Raw genomic sequence first — 19,594 nt, forward strand, 5'->3', positions numbered from 1 at the left:
ATCCGTAATCAACACAATGATATATTAGATATACAGGTGTCTGGAAAGTTAATTTTTTAGTCCCTCCAAACCCATATTAAGAATACTATTAATAATAGTGGCATTTTTTTGCAGATAGGGAGGATCGATCATCTCACGATGAACACCAGAGGCGTAATAATTAATTCGTTGCCCTTTTGTCGCTTGTATCCAATCATCTTCAACATCATAGTTACCCTCAGCCCGAATCAGATGAATAGTCCCATTAATTTGCAGATTTTTTAGGTCGGAATTCCAGAGAAAATTAAAGTATTCCCAAACTTGATTATAAGTGCGATCGCGTAATTTTTGATTTTCTAAAAAGTAACGTCTTAATTCCTGACGTTTGGGATTTAATAAGAAACCATCAACCCCGGCTTTTATTTCTGACATATCAGCTTTTTTTGCCTCACTACCGCCTCGGTAAGTATCTAGTAAAATAATATCAGAAACTACTCGGTCACGGCTTTCTAACTTTTTGGCAATTAACATTGCTAAAAAACCTCCGGCGGAATGCCCCATTAATTTTAGGTCTTGATCAGGAGATAAATGATCGATTAATTCTGCATATTGTTCTAACATTAATTCATCGGCGATATATCTAAAAGTATAGATAGTATAATCCGTTAAATAATCAGCCAAATTTGTATAAGCTGTGGCAAAACCAAGGGCAGGAGGAAATAAAAATACTGCCTTTTTTTGCTGTTTATTAAACACAACATAAGGACGTTCTTTTGGTTGAATATTCATTTCTTTGGCATAGATAATATATTCGCTCAATTCCTTCACCGTTGGTTTTTCATAAATGATTGATAAAGGAATTTCTATCTCTGTCTCTTGATAAATGAGTGCCATGAGATTCATCGCTTGTAAGGAATGACCACCCAAATCAAAGAAGTTATCATTTACTCCTATCTTAGATATCCGTAGAAGTTGTTGCCAAATATTTACTAATATGACTTCGGTTTGATTACCTGGGGCTAAATACGGGGATTCAACTATTGATCTTTGATCGGGTTTTGGTAATTTTTTAATATCTATTTTACCACTGGGATTTAAGGGAAATTCCGATAAAATTACAAAAGCGGAAGGGATCATATAAACTGGCAATTTAGCCTGTAAAAAACTCCGCAGTTCCCTAGGATTTACTGATAGGTTTTTTCCGACTATATAAGCGACTAAACTTTGGTTTTCAGTAATATCTTTTGGTAGAATAACAACTGTTTGCTCTACTTGGGGATGAGTAGCTAAAAGAGATTCAATTTCTCCTAATTCAATCCGTAAACCTCTAAGCTTGACTTGATTATCAATCCGACCAAGATATTCAATATTCCCATCGGGTAGATAACGAGCTAAATCTCCAGTTTTATACAATTTACCATTACCAAAAGGGTTAGAAATGAAATTTTTGGCAGTTAATTCGGGTTGATTGAGATAACCTCTAGCTAAAGGCACACCCCCAATATGTAGTTCTCCAGCAACGCCAATAGGAACTGGTTGTAAATATTGATCGAGGATATAAATTTGGGTATTGGCAATGGGGCGACCAATGGGAATTATTTGATAATTAGACTGAGGTTTACACTGAAAGTAAGTAGCATCAACTGCTGTTTCTGTTGGCCCATAAAGATTATGTAATTCACAGTTTAATCTTTCAAAAAATAGTTGATTTAGTTCATAAGATAGGGCTTCTCCACCACAAAATATTCGCTTTAAACAACGACAACTTTCTAAGTTTGGTTGTTGTAAAAAAACTCGCAACATTGAGGGGACAAAACCGATGTTGGTAACTTGTTCGCTGGCAATCAAATTAATTAAGTAAGCTATATCTTTATGACCTTCAGGTTTAGCCACTACTAGGGTAGTACCAGATATTAAAGACCAAAATATTTCCCAGACTGAAGGATCAAAACTAAAAGGAGTTAATTGTAGGATGCGATCTTCTAGTGTGAGTGGGTAAGCATCAATCAGTCGCCATAAATTATTACAAATACCTCGATGAAGATTCATCACGCCCTTGGGTTTTCCGGTCGAACCAGAAGTATAAATAACATAAGCTAAATTGTCCGAGGTTACTGCATTGATTGGATTTTCTTGGCTATAGTTTGCTATGCTTTGCCAATCCCTATCTAAACATAGTAACTCGGCTTGATTTGGTGGTAAAAATTGTACTAAAGACTGCTGGGTTAATAAGATGGAACAGCGCGAATCAGATATCATATAAGTTAAACGTTCTGCTGGATAATTAGGATCTAAAGGTATATAAGCTCCCCCAGCTTTTAAAATTCCCAATATTCCGATGATCATTTCCAGAGAACGTTCAATAAAAATTCCCACCAATACTTCTTTATTTACCCCTTTTTCTTGTAGATAATGGGCTAATTGGTTCGCCTGCTTATTTAACTGTTGGTAGGTCAATTTTTGATCTTCAAAGATTACTGCTATGGCGTTGGGGTTAAGTTTTACTTGTTCTTCAAATAGTTGATGCAAACATTTATCTTGAGGATATTCAGCCTGAGTATTGTTCCAATCTATTAGTAATTGATCACGTTCTTCAGGAGTTAGTAAATTAATTTGTGATAATTGAATATTAGGATTTTCAATTACTGTTTGAATGATTTGTAAAAAGTGACCGCCCATTCTAGCGATTGTTTCAGGTCGAAATAAATCGGGTTCGTATTCTATGGCTAATCTGAGATTATTGCCATCTTCAAAGAAACTCCAAGTCAAATCAAATTGGGCAGTTCGTGGTTTTAGGGGATATTCTTGATGTTCAATTTCAGGAATTTCCATCACTGTTTTGCTTTCTTTACTCAGCAGTGAAAACATGACATCAAACAACGGATTTCGTAATAAATCCCGTTCTAAATTGAGAGCGGATACTAATTTATCAAAAGGATAATCACTATATTCATAAGCATCAATGCAGGTATTAGTTACTTCCGTCAATACTTGTTTAAAAGTTCCCGATTCTGGGAGTAAAGTTCTTAAAGCTAAGGTATTAACATAAAATCCTATTTGGTTTTCTAAATCTGGATGATTTCTTCCAGAAATAGGGATACCAATAACTAAATCACGCTGTCCTGTGTAACGGTAGAGTAATATTTTAAATAAGGTTAGCAAGGTAATAAATAGAGTTGTCTGATTTTTAGCTGCAAAACTGCGTAATTGTTCACTCAAACTCTGACTAAAATTATAAGTATATGAAGCTGCTTGAGAAGATTTTAATTGAGGTCTAGGGAAGTCGGTGGGTAAGTTCAGGATGGGGGGATGTTCCGCAAAAACATCGCACCAATAATTATGTTGTTCTCTAACTTCTTCACTTTCTAACCACTGATTTTGCCATGCGGTGTAATCTTTATACTGTAATTCTAGCGGAGGTAATAAGGCATTTTTTTGTTGAATATCAGCAAAGTATAAAGTCACGAACTCTTTAAATATAATATCAAGTGATGTCGCATCACCAATAATATGATGTATTGTTAAACCAAACAGAAATTCCTCCGATTTAATCTGGACTAATAAAACTCGCATTAGCGGTAATTTATCTAAATCAAACCGTGAATTAGCTGATTCCTGAATCAAAGTATCAGCTAGGATTTCAGCATCTTTTTGTCCTCTTAAATCCCTAAAAATGACTAATTGTTCCTTAGCAATATTTTCATGGACAATTTGCTGAATATTTCCAGCTATACTGGCAAAAGTAGTCCGCAAAATTTCGTGGCGATTAACAATTTCTTGAAAAGATTTTGTCAATATCGTAACATTTAAGTTGCCCTGTATTCTGATAGCTAGTCTAATATTATAGGCACTGGAATATTCATTGATATGGTGCAAAATCCACAGCCGTCGCTGGCCGTGGGATACGTCATAATATTGTTGCTTTGCTAGGGGGGCAATCGAGTTAGATTGTTGTAAGTTGCTCATTTTGTTTGTTCTGATTGAATTGTTAAAATTTGCTTTTTATTAAAAAAATTAGTTAATAGTGTCTGATAAATTGCTCATTTTGTTTGTCGTGATTGAATTAAAATTGCTTGTTCTTTTAATATATTATGAGTGAAAATTTCGCGTAATCGTAGTGAAACCCCAAACTGATTACGGATTTGGGACACTAATCGCATGGCTTTTAAACTATTGCCTCCGAGTTCAAAAAATGACTGATTATTGTCACTTACTTCTATTTCTAATAATTCACCCCAAACCAAGGCTAATAAAGCCTCTTGTTGATTAAACCCAGTTGGTTGACTAATTGATTGGGTAATATTTCCTTCGGGTTTTGGTAAGGCTAGGCGATGAATTTTGCCATTAGGTAACAACGGAAAAGATTCTAATTGAATTAAAAAAGTTGGCTGCATATAAGTCGGTAACACTTGTTTTAGTTTTTGGCTGATTTGTTCACGATTTACAGTATTATTGCCTTGATAATAGGCAATTACTGTTACTAATTCTTCTTTTTTATCCGCGATTACCAGTGCTTTTTGGACACCATCAATGGCGGCAACGGCATCTTCAATTTCTCCTAACTCAATCCTTACCCCATTCAATTTTATTTGGTTATCACTACGTCGTCCTATTACCTCTAAAGTTAGGTCGGGGAGCAATCGTCCCAAGTCTCCGGTACGATAAACTAAATCATTCCCATTATTCAAAGGATTGGGAACAAAAACTGAATTTGTTAAGATTTCATCTTGATAATAACCTTTGGTTAAATAAGGCGATTTAACAAAAATTTCTCCAACTTCTCCTATGGCACAGGGACGATTTTCGTCAATAACTGCGAATGCAGCATCGGGCAATGTTTTTCCCCCAGGTACTCGCGCATAGGAAATATTATTAGGTTTTGGTATTCGATAAAAATGTTTAATAAAAGTTGTTTCACTGGCTCCATAAATATTGACAAATTCTGTCTGATTACCAAAAACTTCATGCAATTCACACAATTCTTTAACAAATAATGGTTCTCCTCCTAACACTAATACCTGTAAATTTTTGAGTAATTGATTAGCATTAGGTAACTTACGACCAATATTTAAAAATAGACGCATTACCGATGGTACGGTATGCAGTAAGTTAATCTGCCATTCTCCCAACCGTAGTAGCAAACGCTCCAAATCTTCCCTGTCTATACTATCAGGAATATAAAGAGTTCCTCCTGAACATAAAGTAACCAGAGTTTCCCTCAGATAAGGATCAAAGTTAATTTGAGCTATCTGCAAACAACGCCAGTTATGATTAATTCCAAATTCAATTTTTTCCCAATTTATGAAGTGACGTAAGCTACCATGACTTCCTAAGATGGCTTTAGGTTCACCCGTTGAACCGGAAGTAAATATAATATAGTTAGCATCATCAGCATCGGGCATTAATAAAGCTTTTCTATGGTTATTTTCTACGATAGGAAACTCTTGATATTTTGTTCCATCCCATTCATAATACTGCTGGATTTCTTGATGATTAACAACCAATAAATTAGGCGGTTTTGCTAATACTAATAATCGAGGTTTAATTATCTCTAAATTTTCTGCGGCTATCAGGATTATGGCGGGGGAAGTTTTAATAATCATGCGTTGCCAACGTTCTTCTGGTTCATCTAAACGCAGGGGTAAATAAATTCCTCTCGCTTTAAATACCGCCAACATTGCTATTACCTGACGGTAATCTCCTTCTAAACTAACGCCACAAATGCTCTCTTTCTCAATGCCTAAATTGTTTAAGTTATTTGCCCAAATATCTGTTAATTGATCCAATTCTTGATAGCTTAATTGTTTAGTTAATCCGTCTTCTGTATAAACAAGAGCAGGGAGATGACTCTGGATTCGGACTTGATCGGCAAAATCATCAAGAACAGTACGAATTTCAAGGCGAGGGATAGGACGAATAAAGTCTTCTATCAAAGCGGTTTCTGAATCCGAAAGAAGAGAAATTTTGCCGATGGGTTGCTCTGGATTGGCTAACATTGCTGTCAACAATTTATCAAAATGAAGCAGACATTTTTCCATTCGTTCTTTTTGGAAAAGGTCGGTATTATAAATTAAATCTAATCTGATATTTTCTTGATTTTCACTAAAAACAAAGGATAAATCAAATTTGCTGGTGGGAGTGAGGGAATCTAAAGATTGAATATTGAGAGTTTCTATGGTTGGAGTTTGATCAAAGTTTTGTAATAAAACTAGAACATCAAAGAGGGGAGTTCGGTTGATTTCACGCGAGATATTCAGGTCTTCTAATAACCGATCAAAGGGATAGTCACTGTGGGCTAGAGCCTCGCTGACAGTTTGACGTATCTTACTCAGACAATCCTGATAACCTTGGTCTGGATCAAGGCGATCGCGGAGGATTAAAGTATTCAAAAATAAACCAATTAATTCTTGTAACTGAGGATGATTGCGAGTAGCAATTTCTGTACCAATACTAATATCTTGCTGACCACTATAGCGATAAAGCAGGACTTTGACGGCGGCAACTAGAGCCATAAACAAAGTGCTTTTACTGTCTTGACAAACTTTGCGTAGTTGCAGATTAATCTCTGTTGGCAATATCCAACTCAGATGGGAACCGTTATAACTTTTAAGGGGCGATCGCAGAAAATCCGTCGGTAAATGAACGCGAGGAATTTGTCCGTTATCTAATTTTTGTCGCCAATAATCTAAATTTTTGTTGTGATCTTTTTGTTTTAACTGGTTATTTTGCCAAGCCGCATAGTCCCTATATTGAATGGGTAATGGCTCTACGGTTGGCTCTAATTCCTGTCTAAGAGCTTGGTAATATCCTAAACATTCCTTAGCCAATAAATTCATTGACCAGCCATCACAAATAATATGATGAATTTCCAGAAATAAAATATAGCTCTGAGGTGATAATTGATAAAGAGAAGATCGTAATAAAGGGTCTTTTTCTAAGTCAAAGGGTTTTCTTTGCTCTTGAAGAATCTCTAAGATACGACTTTCGGCATTAAATTCCTCTGTCCAATCTTCAAATACCAAAGAAAAAGGACGATGGAGCAAAACTTTTTGCTGAGGTTCCCCATCAGTCAAGACAAAAGCGGTTCGTAGGGATTCATGGCGATCTATCAATAATTGCATCGCTTGTTTAAACTTATCTGGGGCAAATTCTCCTGTTAATTTTAGGATAGACGTAATATGATAGGCTACATTATTTAAGTCCATTTGTTGTAAAACAAAGAACCGTTTTTGGGCGTGGGATGTGGCAACTTTTATCTGGTCAGGAATGTGAGGAATGGGCAATATTGCCAAATTTTCCTCGTTTTTTGTTTCCGTTAATAAACTGGCTTGTTCTGCGATCGTGGGGTGGGAAAAGACTTGTTTAATAGCAAAGGCAATGCCCATTTTTTCCTGAATTTTACTCACTAAGGTAATGGCTTTAAGGCTGTGACCCCCCAACTCAAAAAAGTTATCATTAATGCCTATTTTGGCTAAGGATAAAACTTCTTGCCAGATATTGACCAAGATTGTTTCAGTTGGATTACGAGGAGCAACATAGACAGATTCTACCAAAGCTGTTTCATTGGGCAGGGGTAATTTTTTCAGATCAACTTTTCCATTGGGATTTAAAGGAAACTCTGGCAAAATTACGAAAGCCGACGGAATCATATAGGCGGGTAATTTTGGCTGGAGAAACTGTCGCAATTCTTTAGGTGTTAATGCTTGATGTTGACTAGCAATATAAGCCACTAAACGCTGATTGTCTTCGCTATCTGTTTGTATAATTACCACACTTTGATTAATTTGGGGATGGCTGTCTAAAATGGTCTGAATTTCTCCTAATTCAATGCGCAATCCTCGTAGCTTAACCTGATTATCAATCCGTCCCAGATACTCAATATTGCCATCGGCAAGATAGCGGACTAAATCGCCTGTTTTATACAATTTACCTCCACCAAAAGGATTAGGAATAAATTTTTCAGCCGTTAATTCAAGCTGATTAAGATAACCTCTAGCTAACTGTATGCCGCCAATATGTAATTCGCCCACAATGCCGACAGGAACGGGTTGTAAATGAGGATCAAGAATATATATTTGGGTGTTAGCAATGGGACGACCAATGGAAATAACGGGATCATCAGTTTGCGGTGGACATTGCCAGCAGGTCGCATCAACGGAGGTTTCTGTGGGCCCATAAAGGTTATGTAGTTCACAGTTAAAATGCTGAAAAAACTGCTGCATTAATTCAGAGGAAAGAGCTTCACCTCCACAAAAAACTCGCTTGAGATAACGACAATTTTCTAGCTTGGGTTGTTGTAGTAAAAGTCGCAGTAGAGAAGGAACAAAAAAGACTTGACTGACTTTTTTTTCTATCATTAACTGGATTAAGTAAGCGAGGTCTTTAGTCCCTTCTGGTTTAGGAATGATCAGAGCCATGCCACTGCTTAATGACCAGAATATATCCAACACTGAAGCGTCAAAAGCTAGAGAAGAAATTTGTAAAAGCCGATCGCGGTTTGTCGTGGGATAGCTGTCTTTAGTGCGTAGAATATTATTGCAAATACCCTGATGAAGATTCATCACCCCTTTGGGTTTGCCAGTGGAACCTGATGTATAGATCAGATAGGCTAAATTTTCTGATTGGACAGAACTGCTTGGATTTTCTCTGCTGTAATTTTCTAAGAGCAACCAATCGCTATCTAAACAGAATGATTCTATCTTCAAGGTGTCTAAATCTTCCCTCAAATTGGTAACTAAAGATTGCTGGGTCAGCAAAATCGAAACTGCCGAATCTGTCAGCATATAATCAAGGCGATCGCGGGGATAAGTAGGGTCTAAAGGAACATAGGCTCCCCCAGCTTTTAAGATGGCGAGAATCCCAATAATGGCTTCAAGAGAACGCTCAAAATAAATTCCGACTAAGACTTCAGGTTTAACCCCTTTTTCTTGCAGATAATGGGCTAATTGATTGGCTCGTTCGTTTAAGGCTTGGTAGGTTAATTCTTGCCCTTCAAAAATGACAGCGATCGCCTCTGGAGTTTTAAGAACTTGTTCTTCAACTAGGTGATGCAAACACTGATGTTGGGGATAATCAACAGCCGTATCATTCCATTCAACTAATAATTGATGGCGTTCGGCTGCTGTTAATAGGGGAAGTTGTCCTAAAGATTGCTGAGGATTCTGGGAGATCGCGGTTAATAGGGTTTCTAAATGACCAGTTAGGCGGATTATACTTTCATGGGTAAAATGGCTGACATCGTAACTAAATTGGAATTGTAAGGCTTGTTTGGGAATAACCGCGACGGTTAGGGGATAATTCGTTTCTTCAAAATCTATGACCCCGCTCACCGATAGCTGTTGCGGGGAGTCGGTCAGCCGCTCCTCCCTGGGATAATTTTCAAAGACAACTAAACTTTCAAACAAAGGTAGCCCTGGGAGAACATCACTCAGCCTTTGGATTTCTGCCAGGGAACTATAGGCGTAGTCCTGAATTTCTGCCTGTTTTTGCTGTAATTCTTCTAACCAAGGCAAAATAGTCTCTGATTCTGTAACAGTCACCCGCAGGGGTAGGGTATTAATAAATAACCCCACCATTTTTTCAATGCCCGACAAGCTGGCAGGACGACCCGAAACGGTAATGCCAAAGAGGACTTCAGATTCACCACTATAGCGACTGAGAAGGATGGCCCAGGCGGCTTGTATTAGGGTGGAGAGGGTTAGATTTTGTTGCTGTGCCAGGGTTTGAAGTTTCTCGGTTAACCCAGGGGATAGGGATAAATCTACGGATTGATAGACGGGCTTGCTTTGAGGTTCTACTAAAATAGAACGAGTAATGCCTAAGTTTGTCGGTGTAGTAAAATTCTTCAGCGATCGCCGCCAAAAGTTTTCTGCAAGGGACTGGTCTTGTTGTTGTAGCCAAACAATATAGTCTTCGTAGGGACGAGCAGGGGAAAGATAGGGGTTTTGCTCCTGGCAGAGAGCTTGATAAATTTGTAAAACTTCCCCATAAATAATGGCTCCGCTCCAACCATCCAACAAAATATGATGACGATTCCAGAGAAAATGATAGCTTTGTTGCGATAGCTGTATTAAATGGCAACGCATCAAAGGAGCTTGGTTGAGAGCAAACCCCCTTTGACGTTCATCTTTGAGCAATGCGTCTAGTTGCTGCTGTTGTTCCCTGGGCGATAGAGGTTGCCAATCAGAATAATTCCAGGGTAAATCTACCTGTTTACGAACAATCTGTAGCGTTTTTTGACGTTTCTCCCAAAGAAAGAGAGTTCTGAGTACGGCGTGTCGTTCTACTACCTTTTCCCAGGCCTGTTTAAAAGCCCCAAGGTTAAGTTCTCCGTTAAGGGTGATTAGGGTTTGGCTACAGTAAGTGCCTGAGTCGGGGGCATAGAGACTATGAAAGAGCATCCCCTCCTGCATGGGAGAAAGGGGGTAAATAGCGGCGACATTTTTATGACTCGCTTTAGATTGTTCGGCTACCATCTATAAAATTTCCCTAATCAAGTTCTGCTAAAATTTCGTCTAATTCCTGTTGATTTAAGTTGGCAACGGGAAAATCAGAAGGGGTAAAACCGCCCACTACAGGCGATAAACAATAATCAATCAACTTTAACAAGGCCGACAGATAATTATCAGCTAATCCGACCACTGTTGCTTTGTCATGGATGTGACGAGCATAACTCCAGATTATCTCTAATTGACCCCCTATCACCCTGGCATTAATTTCTAACCAATGACTGGGAGCGTCGGCTGAACCATGATTGGCTCCTTTGGATTCGGGGGCTAATTGCCAAGGGGTCGCCTGGGATTGTCCCCCATCAAACTGTCCGAGATAGTTGAAAATAATATCGCGTTTTGGCAATGCCGCCATCTGAGTGCGAACATTGGCATCGGGGCTGAGATAACGCAAAATGCCATAGCCAATACCGTGATTAGGAATCATTCTTAACTGTTCTTTGATGGATTTAAGGCTTTCTCCAGGGTGATTGCTGTCAGGCAGTTGGAGAATCACGGGAAAAAGACTGGTAAACCAACCCACCGTGCGAGAAACATCCACTTCTGCCAATCCCTCTTCCCGTCCATGACCTTCTAAATCCAGCAGGATGGTAGAACTGCCCGTCCAGGCTGTCAAAGTTTGCGCCAGAGCCGTTAACAATACATCGTTAATTTGGGTATTAAAGACCGAGGGGACTTGTTGTAAAAGGGCGCGGGTTTTTTCTACATTGAGTGTTACCGTGATCTCTGCCACCTCGGCGACGGGATGGGAGCGTTTTTCTGGCGGCTGAATGACAGGTAACGGCATTACGGTTGACCAGGGCTGGTTTAGCCAATAGGACAATTCCTTTTGCAAAGTCTGCTCCTGGGCAGAGGTCGTTAATAGGAGAGCCCAATCGCGGAAGGCTAGGGTTTTGGGTGGTAGTTGAACTGTTTTTTGATTTTCTAATTGTTGGTAAGCCGTCCATAAGTCTTCCAGTAAAACTCTCCAGGAAACCCCATCTACGACGAGATGATGATGAATGATCAGTAAGCGATTTCCCTGCTGGCCGCCTAATTGAAAGAGAACAACCCTCATTAGCTTTCCCTCTGCCAGATTGAAACTGGCCTGCTGCTCCGTCGCGATCGCCTCTAGGCGTTGGAACTGTTGGTCAGGAGCAATGCTTGAGAGATCAATCACAGCCAAAGGAACGGTCTCGGTAATTTCTCCGTGATCTTGTTGCCATTGTCCTTGCTTTAAGTTAAACCGTAACCGAAGCGCGTCATGGTGTTGGAGTAGGTGACTGAGGGCTTGGGAGAGTAAAGTGGGTTGAGTCTGGGCAGGAACGTTTAACAAAACCGATTGATTAAAGTGGTGAGAATCAGATCGATTTTGCTCAAAAAACCACTTTTGAATCGGTGTTAAAGGTACTTCACCCGTGACTAAACCCTGGTGGGTTAAAGTCCTAGAGAAGTTAGGTGTATCCCCGATAGAATCTATGTCACAACAGGCTGCTAGTTCCGCCAGGCTGGGATATCGAAAAATCTGTCGCGGTGTGATTTTGAGGCCAGCTTGACGGGCTTGGGCCACGACTTGCAGACTGAGAATCGAATCCCCTCCCAATTCAAAAAAGCGATCGCCGCGACCTACTTGTTGAATGCCTAGAACGTTCTGCCAAATGGTCGCCAAAATCTGCTCCTGGGCCGTTTGGGGAGCCGCAAAATCCCCATTAGGAATTAACTCCATTTCAGGTCGGGGTAATGCAGGGCGATTAACTTTGCCATTGGGGGTTAAGGGGAAACTTTCTAAAGGCACAAAAAACCCAGGAATCATATAATCAGGCAATTGCTGTTCTAGGAAACGGCGTAAATCTTGGGTCGTGAGAGTGGAGTTTTCGCTGACAACGTAAGCCACTAATTTTGCCCCCCCCACTAGATCTTCCCGTCGCAATACCACCGCCTGTTTTACCCCAGGGCAATTTTCTAAAACCACCTCAATTTCTCCCAACTCGATACGGAAACCGCGCAGTTTGATTTGATAATCACTGCGACCGAGAAATTCTAAATTGCCATCGGGACGGTAACGGGCCAAATCTCCTGTTTTATAAAGCTTGGGCGAAGGACTTAGACCTTGATGCTTTTGAAGGGGAGAATGAAACGGATTGGCAATGAATTTTTCGGCTGTTAATTCGGGACGATGGAGGTAGCCCCGTGCTAGACCCGCCCCCCCCATATAGAGTTCACCGATAGTTCCCAGGGGAACGGGCTGATGAGTTGCGTTCAGCAGATAGACCTGGCTATGGGCAATAGGACGACCGATACTGGGTTGGGTTGTCGCGCCTTTTTCTATGCAACTGAAGGTGGAATAGGTTGTGTCTTCTGAGGGGCCGTAGAGGTTATAAACCCGTTCAATCTGGGGGAGTTGATAAAGTTTTTGTACAAGTGAGTTGGATAAGGGTTCCCCTGCTAAATTGACTGTTCGCACACTCTGGGGAATCGCTTCTAGGGCTAAAAGTTGGGCGATCGCTGTGGGTACGGTATTAATTAAGGTCACTTCGGTCGCCGCCGCGAGGTTGGGTAAAGCAAGGGCATTGTCGGCCAAAATCACTGCACCCCCGACGGTCAAGGGCAAAAATAACTCAAATACCGAGAGGTCAAAACAAACCGAAGTGGAGGCTAAAACCCCTGCCAATTCGTCAAAGCTAAACACGGTTCGCGCCCAATCTAGTAGGGTGACGGTACTGCGATGTTCAATGACGACCCCCTTGGGTTTACCAGTTGAACCAGAAGTATAAATTACATATACCGAGTTAGAGGAACTGACTTGACTCTTAGGATTGGTTTTAGGCTGTTGGGCAATAATCGCCGCGTCTCTGTCCAACACCACCCGATCGCCTGAGTAGTGGGATAGGTGGCTCAGTAAAGTCTGTTGGGTCAGCAACACAGGAACTTGGGAGTCTGTCAAAATCAGTTCTAGTCGTTCCGTCGGATAGTGGGGATCGAGGGGAACATAGGCTCCTCCTGCTTTTAAAATGCCTAGAAGTCCCACCACCAGAGATAAAGACCGCTCCAGACAAATTCCCACTAAACTTTCCGATTCCACTCCCAGGTTTTGCAGATAGTGGGCGACTTGATTGGCCTGTTCATTTAACTGGCGATAGGTTAAGCGTTCCTGATTCCAAACAATAGCGACAGCATCGGGACTGCGTTCAACTTGGATTTCAAATAATTGATGAACGCATTGTTGGGGCGGTAAGTCGGTTTGAGTACGATTCCAGTCCCACAAAATTTGTGCTTGTTCTTCGTCGGACAATAAACAAAGGTCTTGAAAGGATTGGGAAGGGTTTTGGGCGATCGCGGTTAGCACTTTTTGGTAGTACCCCGCCATTCGCTCCATTTGTGCTTGTCCCAGGCGATCGCCGTCATACTTGAGCGTTAACTCCACCTCCCCCGATAGCGGATGCAGACTAAAATTCGTCAGCAGAGTGAAATTGGTTTGATTAAAAAACTTACCCCCTAACACTTCCAAGTCCTGCACCCCGATAATGGCTTGGTAAATGTGAAAATGAACAAAATTAAAAGCCGTATCAAATAACGGTTGACCACCCAATCTTTTTTGTAACTCCGCTAAGGGATAACGTCGCCAGGCCAGACTATCCCGTTCCGTTGCAAAAACTTGTCGTACTAAGTCTAACCAGGTTCCACCCGTTAGCTGTAACCGCAGAGGCAAAGTATTGAGAAAAAGCCCTAAAACCCTTTCCCCATCAGTTTCTTCCAATCGGCCATTAGACACTAAACCTGTCAGTACATCTGTTTGATTATTGAGTAAGCTTAAGACCCGCAAATGAGCCGATAATAAAACACTTTTGAGAGGAACCCCCGCTTTTTTTCCTAACCGTTTTAAGCTCTGGGAAACCTCCGTTGGAATCGGCACTAACCAATCCCAATTTTTGTTTTTTTGACTAACCTCTGGCCATTCAGGTAAGGGAGTAATAGTCAGGTCTTCTAATTGCTTTTGCCAATATTCTTGACAGGGTTGGGATTTTAAAATGGTTTGCTCTAGAGCCACAAAATCCCGAAAATTAATCGTTGGCGGAGCCGCAAGCGGTAAAATATTTTGACCCAACCGATACAAATATTGTTGCAACAATTCTGTCAGTAAGGAAGCCACACTCCAACCATCTAAAATAGAGTGGTGAAAACTCAACGTTAAATTAAAGGTTTCTGTACTGCGAAGATGGATATGAAAACGTAGTAAAGGCGGAACTTGCCAATCAAAGGGATGGCTTTTTTCCCTTTCAATCCAGTCATCTAGGGCGGCTTCTTGTTCTAGGCTAGTGAGGGAACTCAGATCCGCTAAGGCTAAGGGAATCTCTACTTGATGGTGGACTAACTGGAGAGGTTCGGCATAGTCTGTGAGGGCAAAACTTGTTCGTAAAATGCCATGACGAGCAGCAATTTCTTGGATAGTCTGGTGTAAAACTGTATAATTAAAAACAGTGCGAATATGGTAGGTAAAAACGTCGTGGTAAACAGGCACATTTCCTTGATATTCACTGTGGAAGATCATGCCTAATTGTAAGGCAGTTAGGGGGTAAGCATCTTCAATATCCGGGGGGAAATTGAGCGGTTGATTTTCAGAAATTAAACTAAATTTTTCTGTATTTTGGGTTGGTAAAGGATTTAATTCCTGACTAACTAAACTAGCTAATTCTTGAATAGTTTGGTGTTGTAATAGTTGGGAAAGGGACAAATTAAAGCTCATTTTTCTAGCTTTAGCAATCACCTGAATACCCCGAATCGAATCTCCTCCCAATTCAAAGAAATTGTCGTGAATCCCAACTTGTTCTATACCCAAAACTTCAGCCCAAATCAGAGCTAATATTTCTTCAATTGGAGTACAAGGTGCGACAAAATTATCCGCCAACGACCGATGAATTTGTTCTGGGGAAGGTAAGGCACGACGGTCAACTTTGCTATTAGAATTAAGGGGTAAGGCTTCCAAGATCACGAAAGTATTAGGGATCATATATTCTGGTAATTTAGCCTTGAGAAATTGCCTAATTTCCTCAATTGTGAGTGTTATTGACCGTTGCGGTACCACATAACCCACAAGACACTTATCTCCGGGAGTATCTTCCCGAACTACTACCACGCTTTCCCAGATAGCCGAATATTGGGCTAATAATGCCTCAATTTCCCCTAATTCAATCCGAAAACCCCGAATTTTGACTTGATTATCAATCCGCCCTAAATACTCTAATTCTCCCTTTGATAAATAACGGGCTAAATCCCCCGTTTTATATAATTTTGATGGCGAGAAGGGGCTAGGGATAAACCGTTCTTCGGTCAATTCCCGACGGTTGAGATAACCCCGTGTGACCCCCGCACCCCCCACATACATCTGGCCGGTCACGCCCAAGGGTACGGGTTGCAAATATTGGTCTAGTATATAAACCTGGTTGTCGGGAATTGGACGGCCAATTACACTGGCTGTACTACCCAGGTCAGCCATACTTAAGGGACGATAAGTAACATGAACGGTGGTTTCGGTAATCCCGTACATATTCACTAACTGAGGATGTTGGTCGCCATATCGTTCAAACCAAGGCTGTAAACCGTTTATTTCTAAGGCTTCTCCCCCAAAAATCACCAAACGTAACTTTAAATCATCTTCTGTTCCCCGCCCCCCCAAGCCCCCCGTGCACGGGGGGTTTGGGGGGGCCTTTTCCACTTGAATTAACGAACGGAAGGCGGTGGGAGTTTGATTAAGAATTGTGACTTTCTCTTGACATAATAACTCCCAGAACAATTCAGGAGAGCGGCTAATTAAGTAAGGTACAATCACCAGTCGGCCACCATACAGCAATGCACCCCAGATTTCCCACACCGAGAAGTCGAAAGCATAAGAGTGGAATAATGTCCACACATCTTGAGAATTAAAATGATACCAAGGGTCTGTGGCGGCAAATAGACGAACAACATGGGAATGATTAACTAAAACCCCTTTTGGCTGACCTGTGGAGCCTGATGTATAGATAATATATGTTAAATTATCGGGTTTAGCCCCACTTTCCGGGTTTGATGTTTTCTCTTGAGTAATTTTTTCCCATTCTGTATCTAAACAGATAATACTCGCTTGATGTTGAGGAATAGACTCGACTAATTTTTCTTGAGTTAAGATTAATTTTACCTGGGAGTCTTCTAATATAAAGATTAAGCGTTCTTGGGGATATTCTGGGTCAAGAGGAACATAAGCCCCACCCGCTTTGAGAATACCCAGTATTCCGATAATCATTTCTAAAGATCGTTTGACACATAAACCCACTAAAGTATCTGGTTTAACTCCTAATTTTTGGAGATTATGGGCTAATTGGTTGCCACGATTATTCAATTCCTGGTAAGTTAGGGATTCATTTTCATAGACTACTGCGATGGCATTGGGAGTGCGTTTTGCTTGTTCTTCAAATAACTGATGAATACATTTATCGGCTGGATATTCAGTTTGGGTATTATTCCATTTTATCAATAATTGCTCCCGTTCACCAGGGGTGAGGATATCTATTTCTCTCAACTCCACATCGGGATTAATGGTGACAATTTCCAGAATTTGTAGAAAATGTCCTAGCATCCTTTGAACAAAATCTTTTCTAAAAGTATCTGGGGAAAAAGTGACAGAAACGGAACTATCGGTTGCCTCAATTTCAAAAACTAATTGAAATTTGTTCAATAAAGAACTGTGTCTAGAAAATCCTTCTTGAATCACCGCAATATCAAAAATGGTTTCGAGATTTCCGCCTCTGGCCAAAAACGTTTCTATTAGACCATTTAGATCATAATTTTGATGGCGGTATCCCTCTTGAAGATGACTGCGAGTGATTTTAAGTAAATCCTTAAATGATTTCAAGTTTTGTTGATTGAATCGGCAAAAAATTAAGCTATCAGATGTTTCTATATTTAAGGCTCCCGTTGCTAAAACAAATTCTTCTTGGGCCGTGTATTTTAAGATTAAAAATTGAATAGCTGCTAGGTATAAAGCTAACTTGTTAACCAAATTCTTAGCAGTTAAATTGTATATCCGGTCGCGTAAATTGATAGATATAGGAGCAATTATTTTGTCTTTATGTTCGGTTTTATTTTGACTTATACTATTAAATAAAGGTGTGACTGGCTGGATTTCTCGAAGTTGCCGAATTTGGTAATCTGTGGCAACAAGATGGGTTTCCGTAACTTCTCTAAACTTTTCCATAAATAGTGTTTTTGGTTTAAGAGGGTGAAATTCAAAAAGGCGAGATCAAACCTTAATGTTTGAGAGTTTGATAATCAGAGATAGAAGCAAGTCGCCAACTAGAATCTTCTGAAAGTTCTAAAACCCATTGATGATAGTTAAACAAACTTTCTCGATGTCCTACACTAATAAACGTTGTTTGGGTTTGTTGCAACTGTTGATACAAAAGTTCTTCATTTTTCAAGTCCAAAGCACTGGTAGCTTCATCTAAAATAACATAGCTGGGATGGGTAACTAACAATCGGGCAAAAGCTAGGCGTTGTTGTTCTCCTAATGATAATATATTTTCCCAAGGCACTTCCGCATCAAAGCTATCAACTTTTGTCACCACATTTTGAAGATTAACTTGTTGTAAAATCCCTTCCAGTTCGGAATCACTCATTTGACGATTATTTTTAGGATAAAGTAACTGTTCTCGTAAGGTTCCTAAAATTATATAAGGACGTTGTGGTAAAAACAGAAATTGTTCTAAGGAAGGCCGAATTAATCGACCAGTTCCAGCATTCCACAAACCAGCAATTGCCCTTAATAAAGAACTTTTACCCCGACCACTGGGGCCAACAATTAATAAACCTTCTCCTGGTGCAATAGATAATGATAAATTTTTGACAATTACCTTTTCATAATCGGGTGTTTGTAGGGTAACATCCTCAAAAGTAATATGGTTTTTTTCGATAGTTTTTATGGTACTAACATCGGTTGGTTGTTGAGTAACAACTTCTAAGGCTTGCGAAAATTCAGATAAACGGTCAACATAACTAGAAAACCGTCCAGAAGACCCAAATTCATTGATTAATTCACTAAAACCATTAGCAAACATACTGCAAGCGATAATAGCTTGGTTAACTTGTCCGAAATCAATTTCTCCGCGAATATAGGCGGGAGCGAAGACGATAAATGGAAATATTTGGATAATAGACCGATAGCCTCTGCTAAAAAGGTCTTGATTTCTCTCCCAATCAGTTTTGCTTAGAGAACTTTTTAACAAATTATTAAATCGGCGATAAATAATGTTTAATTCTTGATTTTCACCTTGAAAAAAAGCAATAGATTCAGCATGATTCCGAACATGAGTTAAGCCGTAAGCATAGTTAGCTTTAGATTCAAGTTCCTCTTGAGTAATCCTATCTAATTCTTTACTTAAATTTAGGGCAATTAAATTACCGATGATTGTATAGGCCAGCAAAATAGCTGCGGCTAGTTTAGAAATCGACAAAAGAATAATTAAAAAAGTCGTCATTTCTAGGACTTTTTCTAACAAGGTAGTGGCAAAATTGAGGGCATTTCTGGCAATGGGTTCGATTTCTTGAGCCAGACGTTGATCCGGGTTATCCACATCCGATCTAAAATTGATTTTATAATAGGCGCGATTACTCAAATATTTTTCTAAAATCTGCTGATTAAGCCATTCATACCAATTAAGAGCAATTCTTTTTTTGACAAATTTAGAAAATGCTATAAATAAGGTAATTAACAACAGCCCCAAACCGTAAAGTGATACAAGCGTAAAAAATTTAGAAGTATCTTTATCCTGAATAATAACATCGACTAAATAGCGATTAACAAAGCTATTAGCTGCATTGGCAGCCACAAGTCCAATAATTAATAATACCAGAAGAATCAGCATTCCCCAGGAGCGGATTACTTCTGAAAAACTTCGTCCTTTGGGGTCTGTTGGATACCAATAAGATCCAGAAATAACTTTTAAAGCATCCCAAAATTTATTAAAATTAGCTAAGGGTTGTTGGCTCGAAACTTGAGTTTGCATATTTTACAGATAGAGTAGTTGTCTCGGTGGGAGCGGAGTAGTTTTAATTCAATATCTTGAAAGTGGTTGACAATTTCCAGCATATTATAATTT

General features: G+C 39.9%; 4 protein-coding genes. All 4 read right to left on the bottom strand.

Features of this window, described 5'->3' with window-relative positions:
• Positions 1-48: 48 nt before the first annotated feature.
• Positions 49-3,945, bottom strand: coding sequence for a non-ribosomal peptide synthetase (locus NMG86_RS21575; RefSeq protein WP_026787621.1), 3,897 nt, complete (start codon positions 3,943-3,945; stop codon positions 49-51).
• 74 nt (positions 3,946-4,019) lie between these two features.
• Positions 4,020-10,454, bottom strand: a complete 6,435-nt coding sequence (locus tag NMG86_RS21580; RefSeq protein WP_026796477.1) for a non-ribosomal peptide synthetase — start codon at positions 10,452-10,454, stop codon at positions 4,020-4,022.
• 13 nt (positions 10,455-10,467) lie between these two features.
• The gene (locus tag NMG86_RS21585) at positions 10,468-17,694 is read right to left on the bottom strand and encodes a non-ribosomal peptide synthetase (RefSeq protein WP_026796478.1); all 7,227 of its coding nucleotides are present in this window, start codon (positions 17,692-17,694) and stop codon (positions 10,468-10,470) included.
• 52 nt (positions 17,695-17,746) lie between these two features.
• Complete coding sequence (locus NMG86_RS21590) at positions 17,747-19,501, bottom strand: ABC transporter ATP-binding protein/permease (RefSeq protein ID WP_026787624.1); 1,755 nt, start codon at positions 19,499-19,501, stop codon at positions 17,747-17,749.
• Between the last annotated feature and the right edge of the window lie 93 nt (positions 19,502-19,594).

The sequence above is a fragment of the Planktothrix rubescens CCAP 1459/22 genome, from assembly GCA_904830895.1.
GTDB classification, from domain to species: domain Bacteria; phylum Cyanobacteriota; class Cyanobacteriia; order Cyanobacteriales; family Microcoleaceae; genus Planktothrix; species Planktothrix agardhii.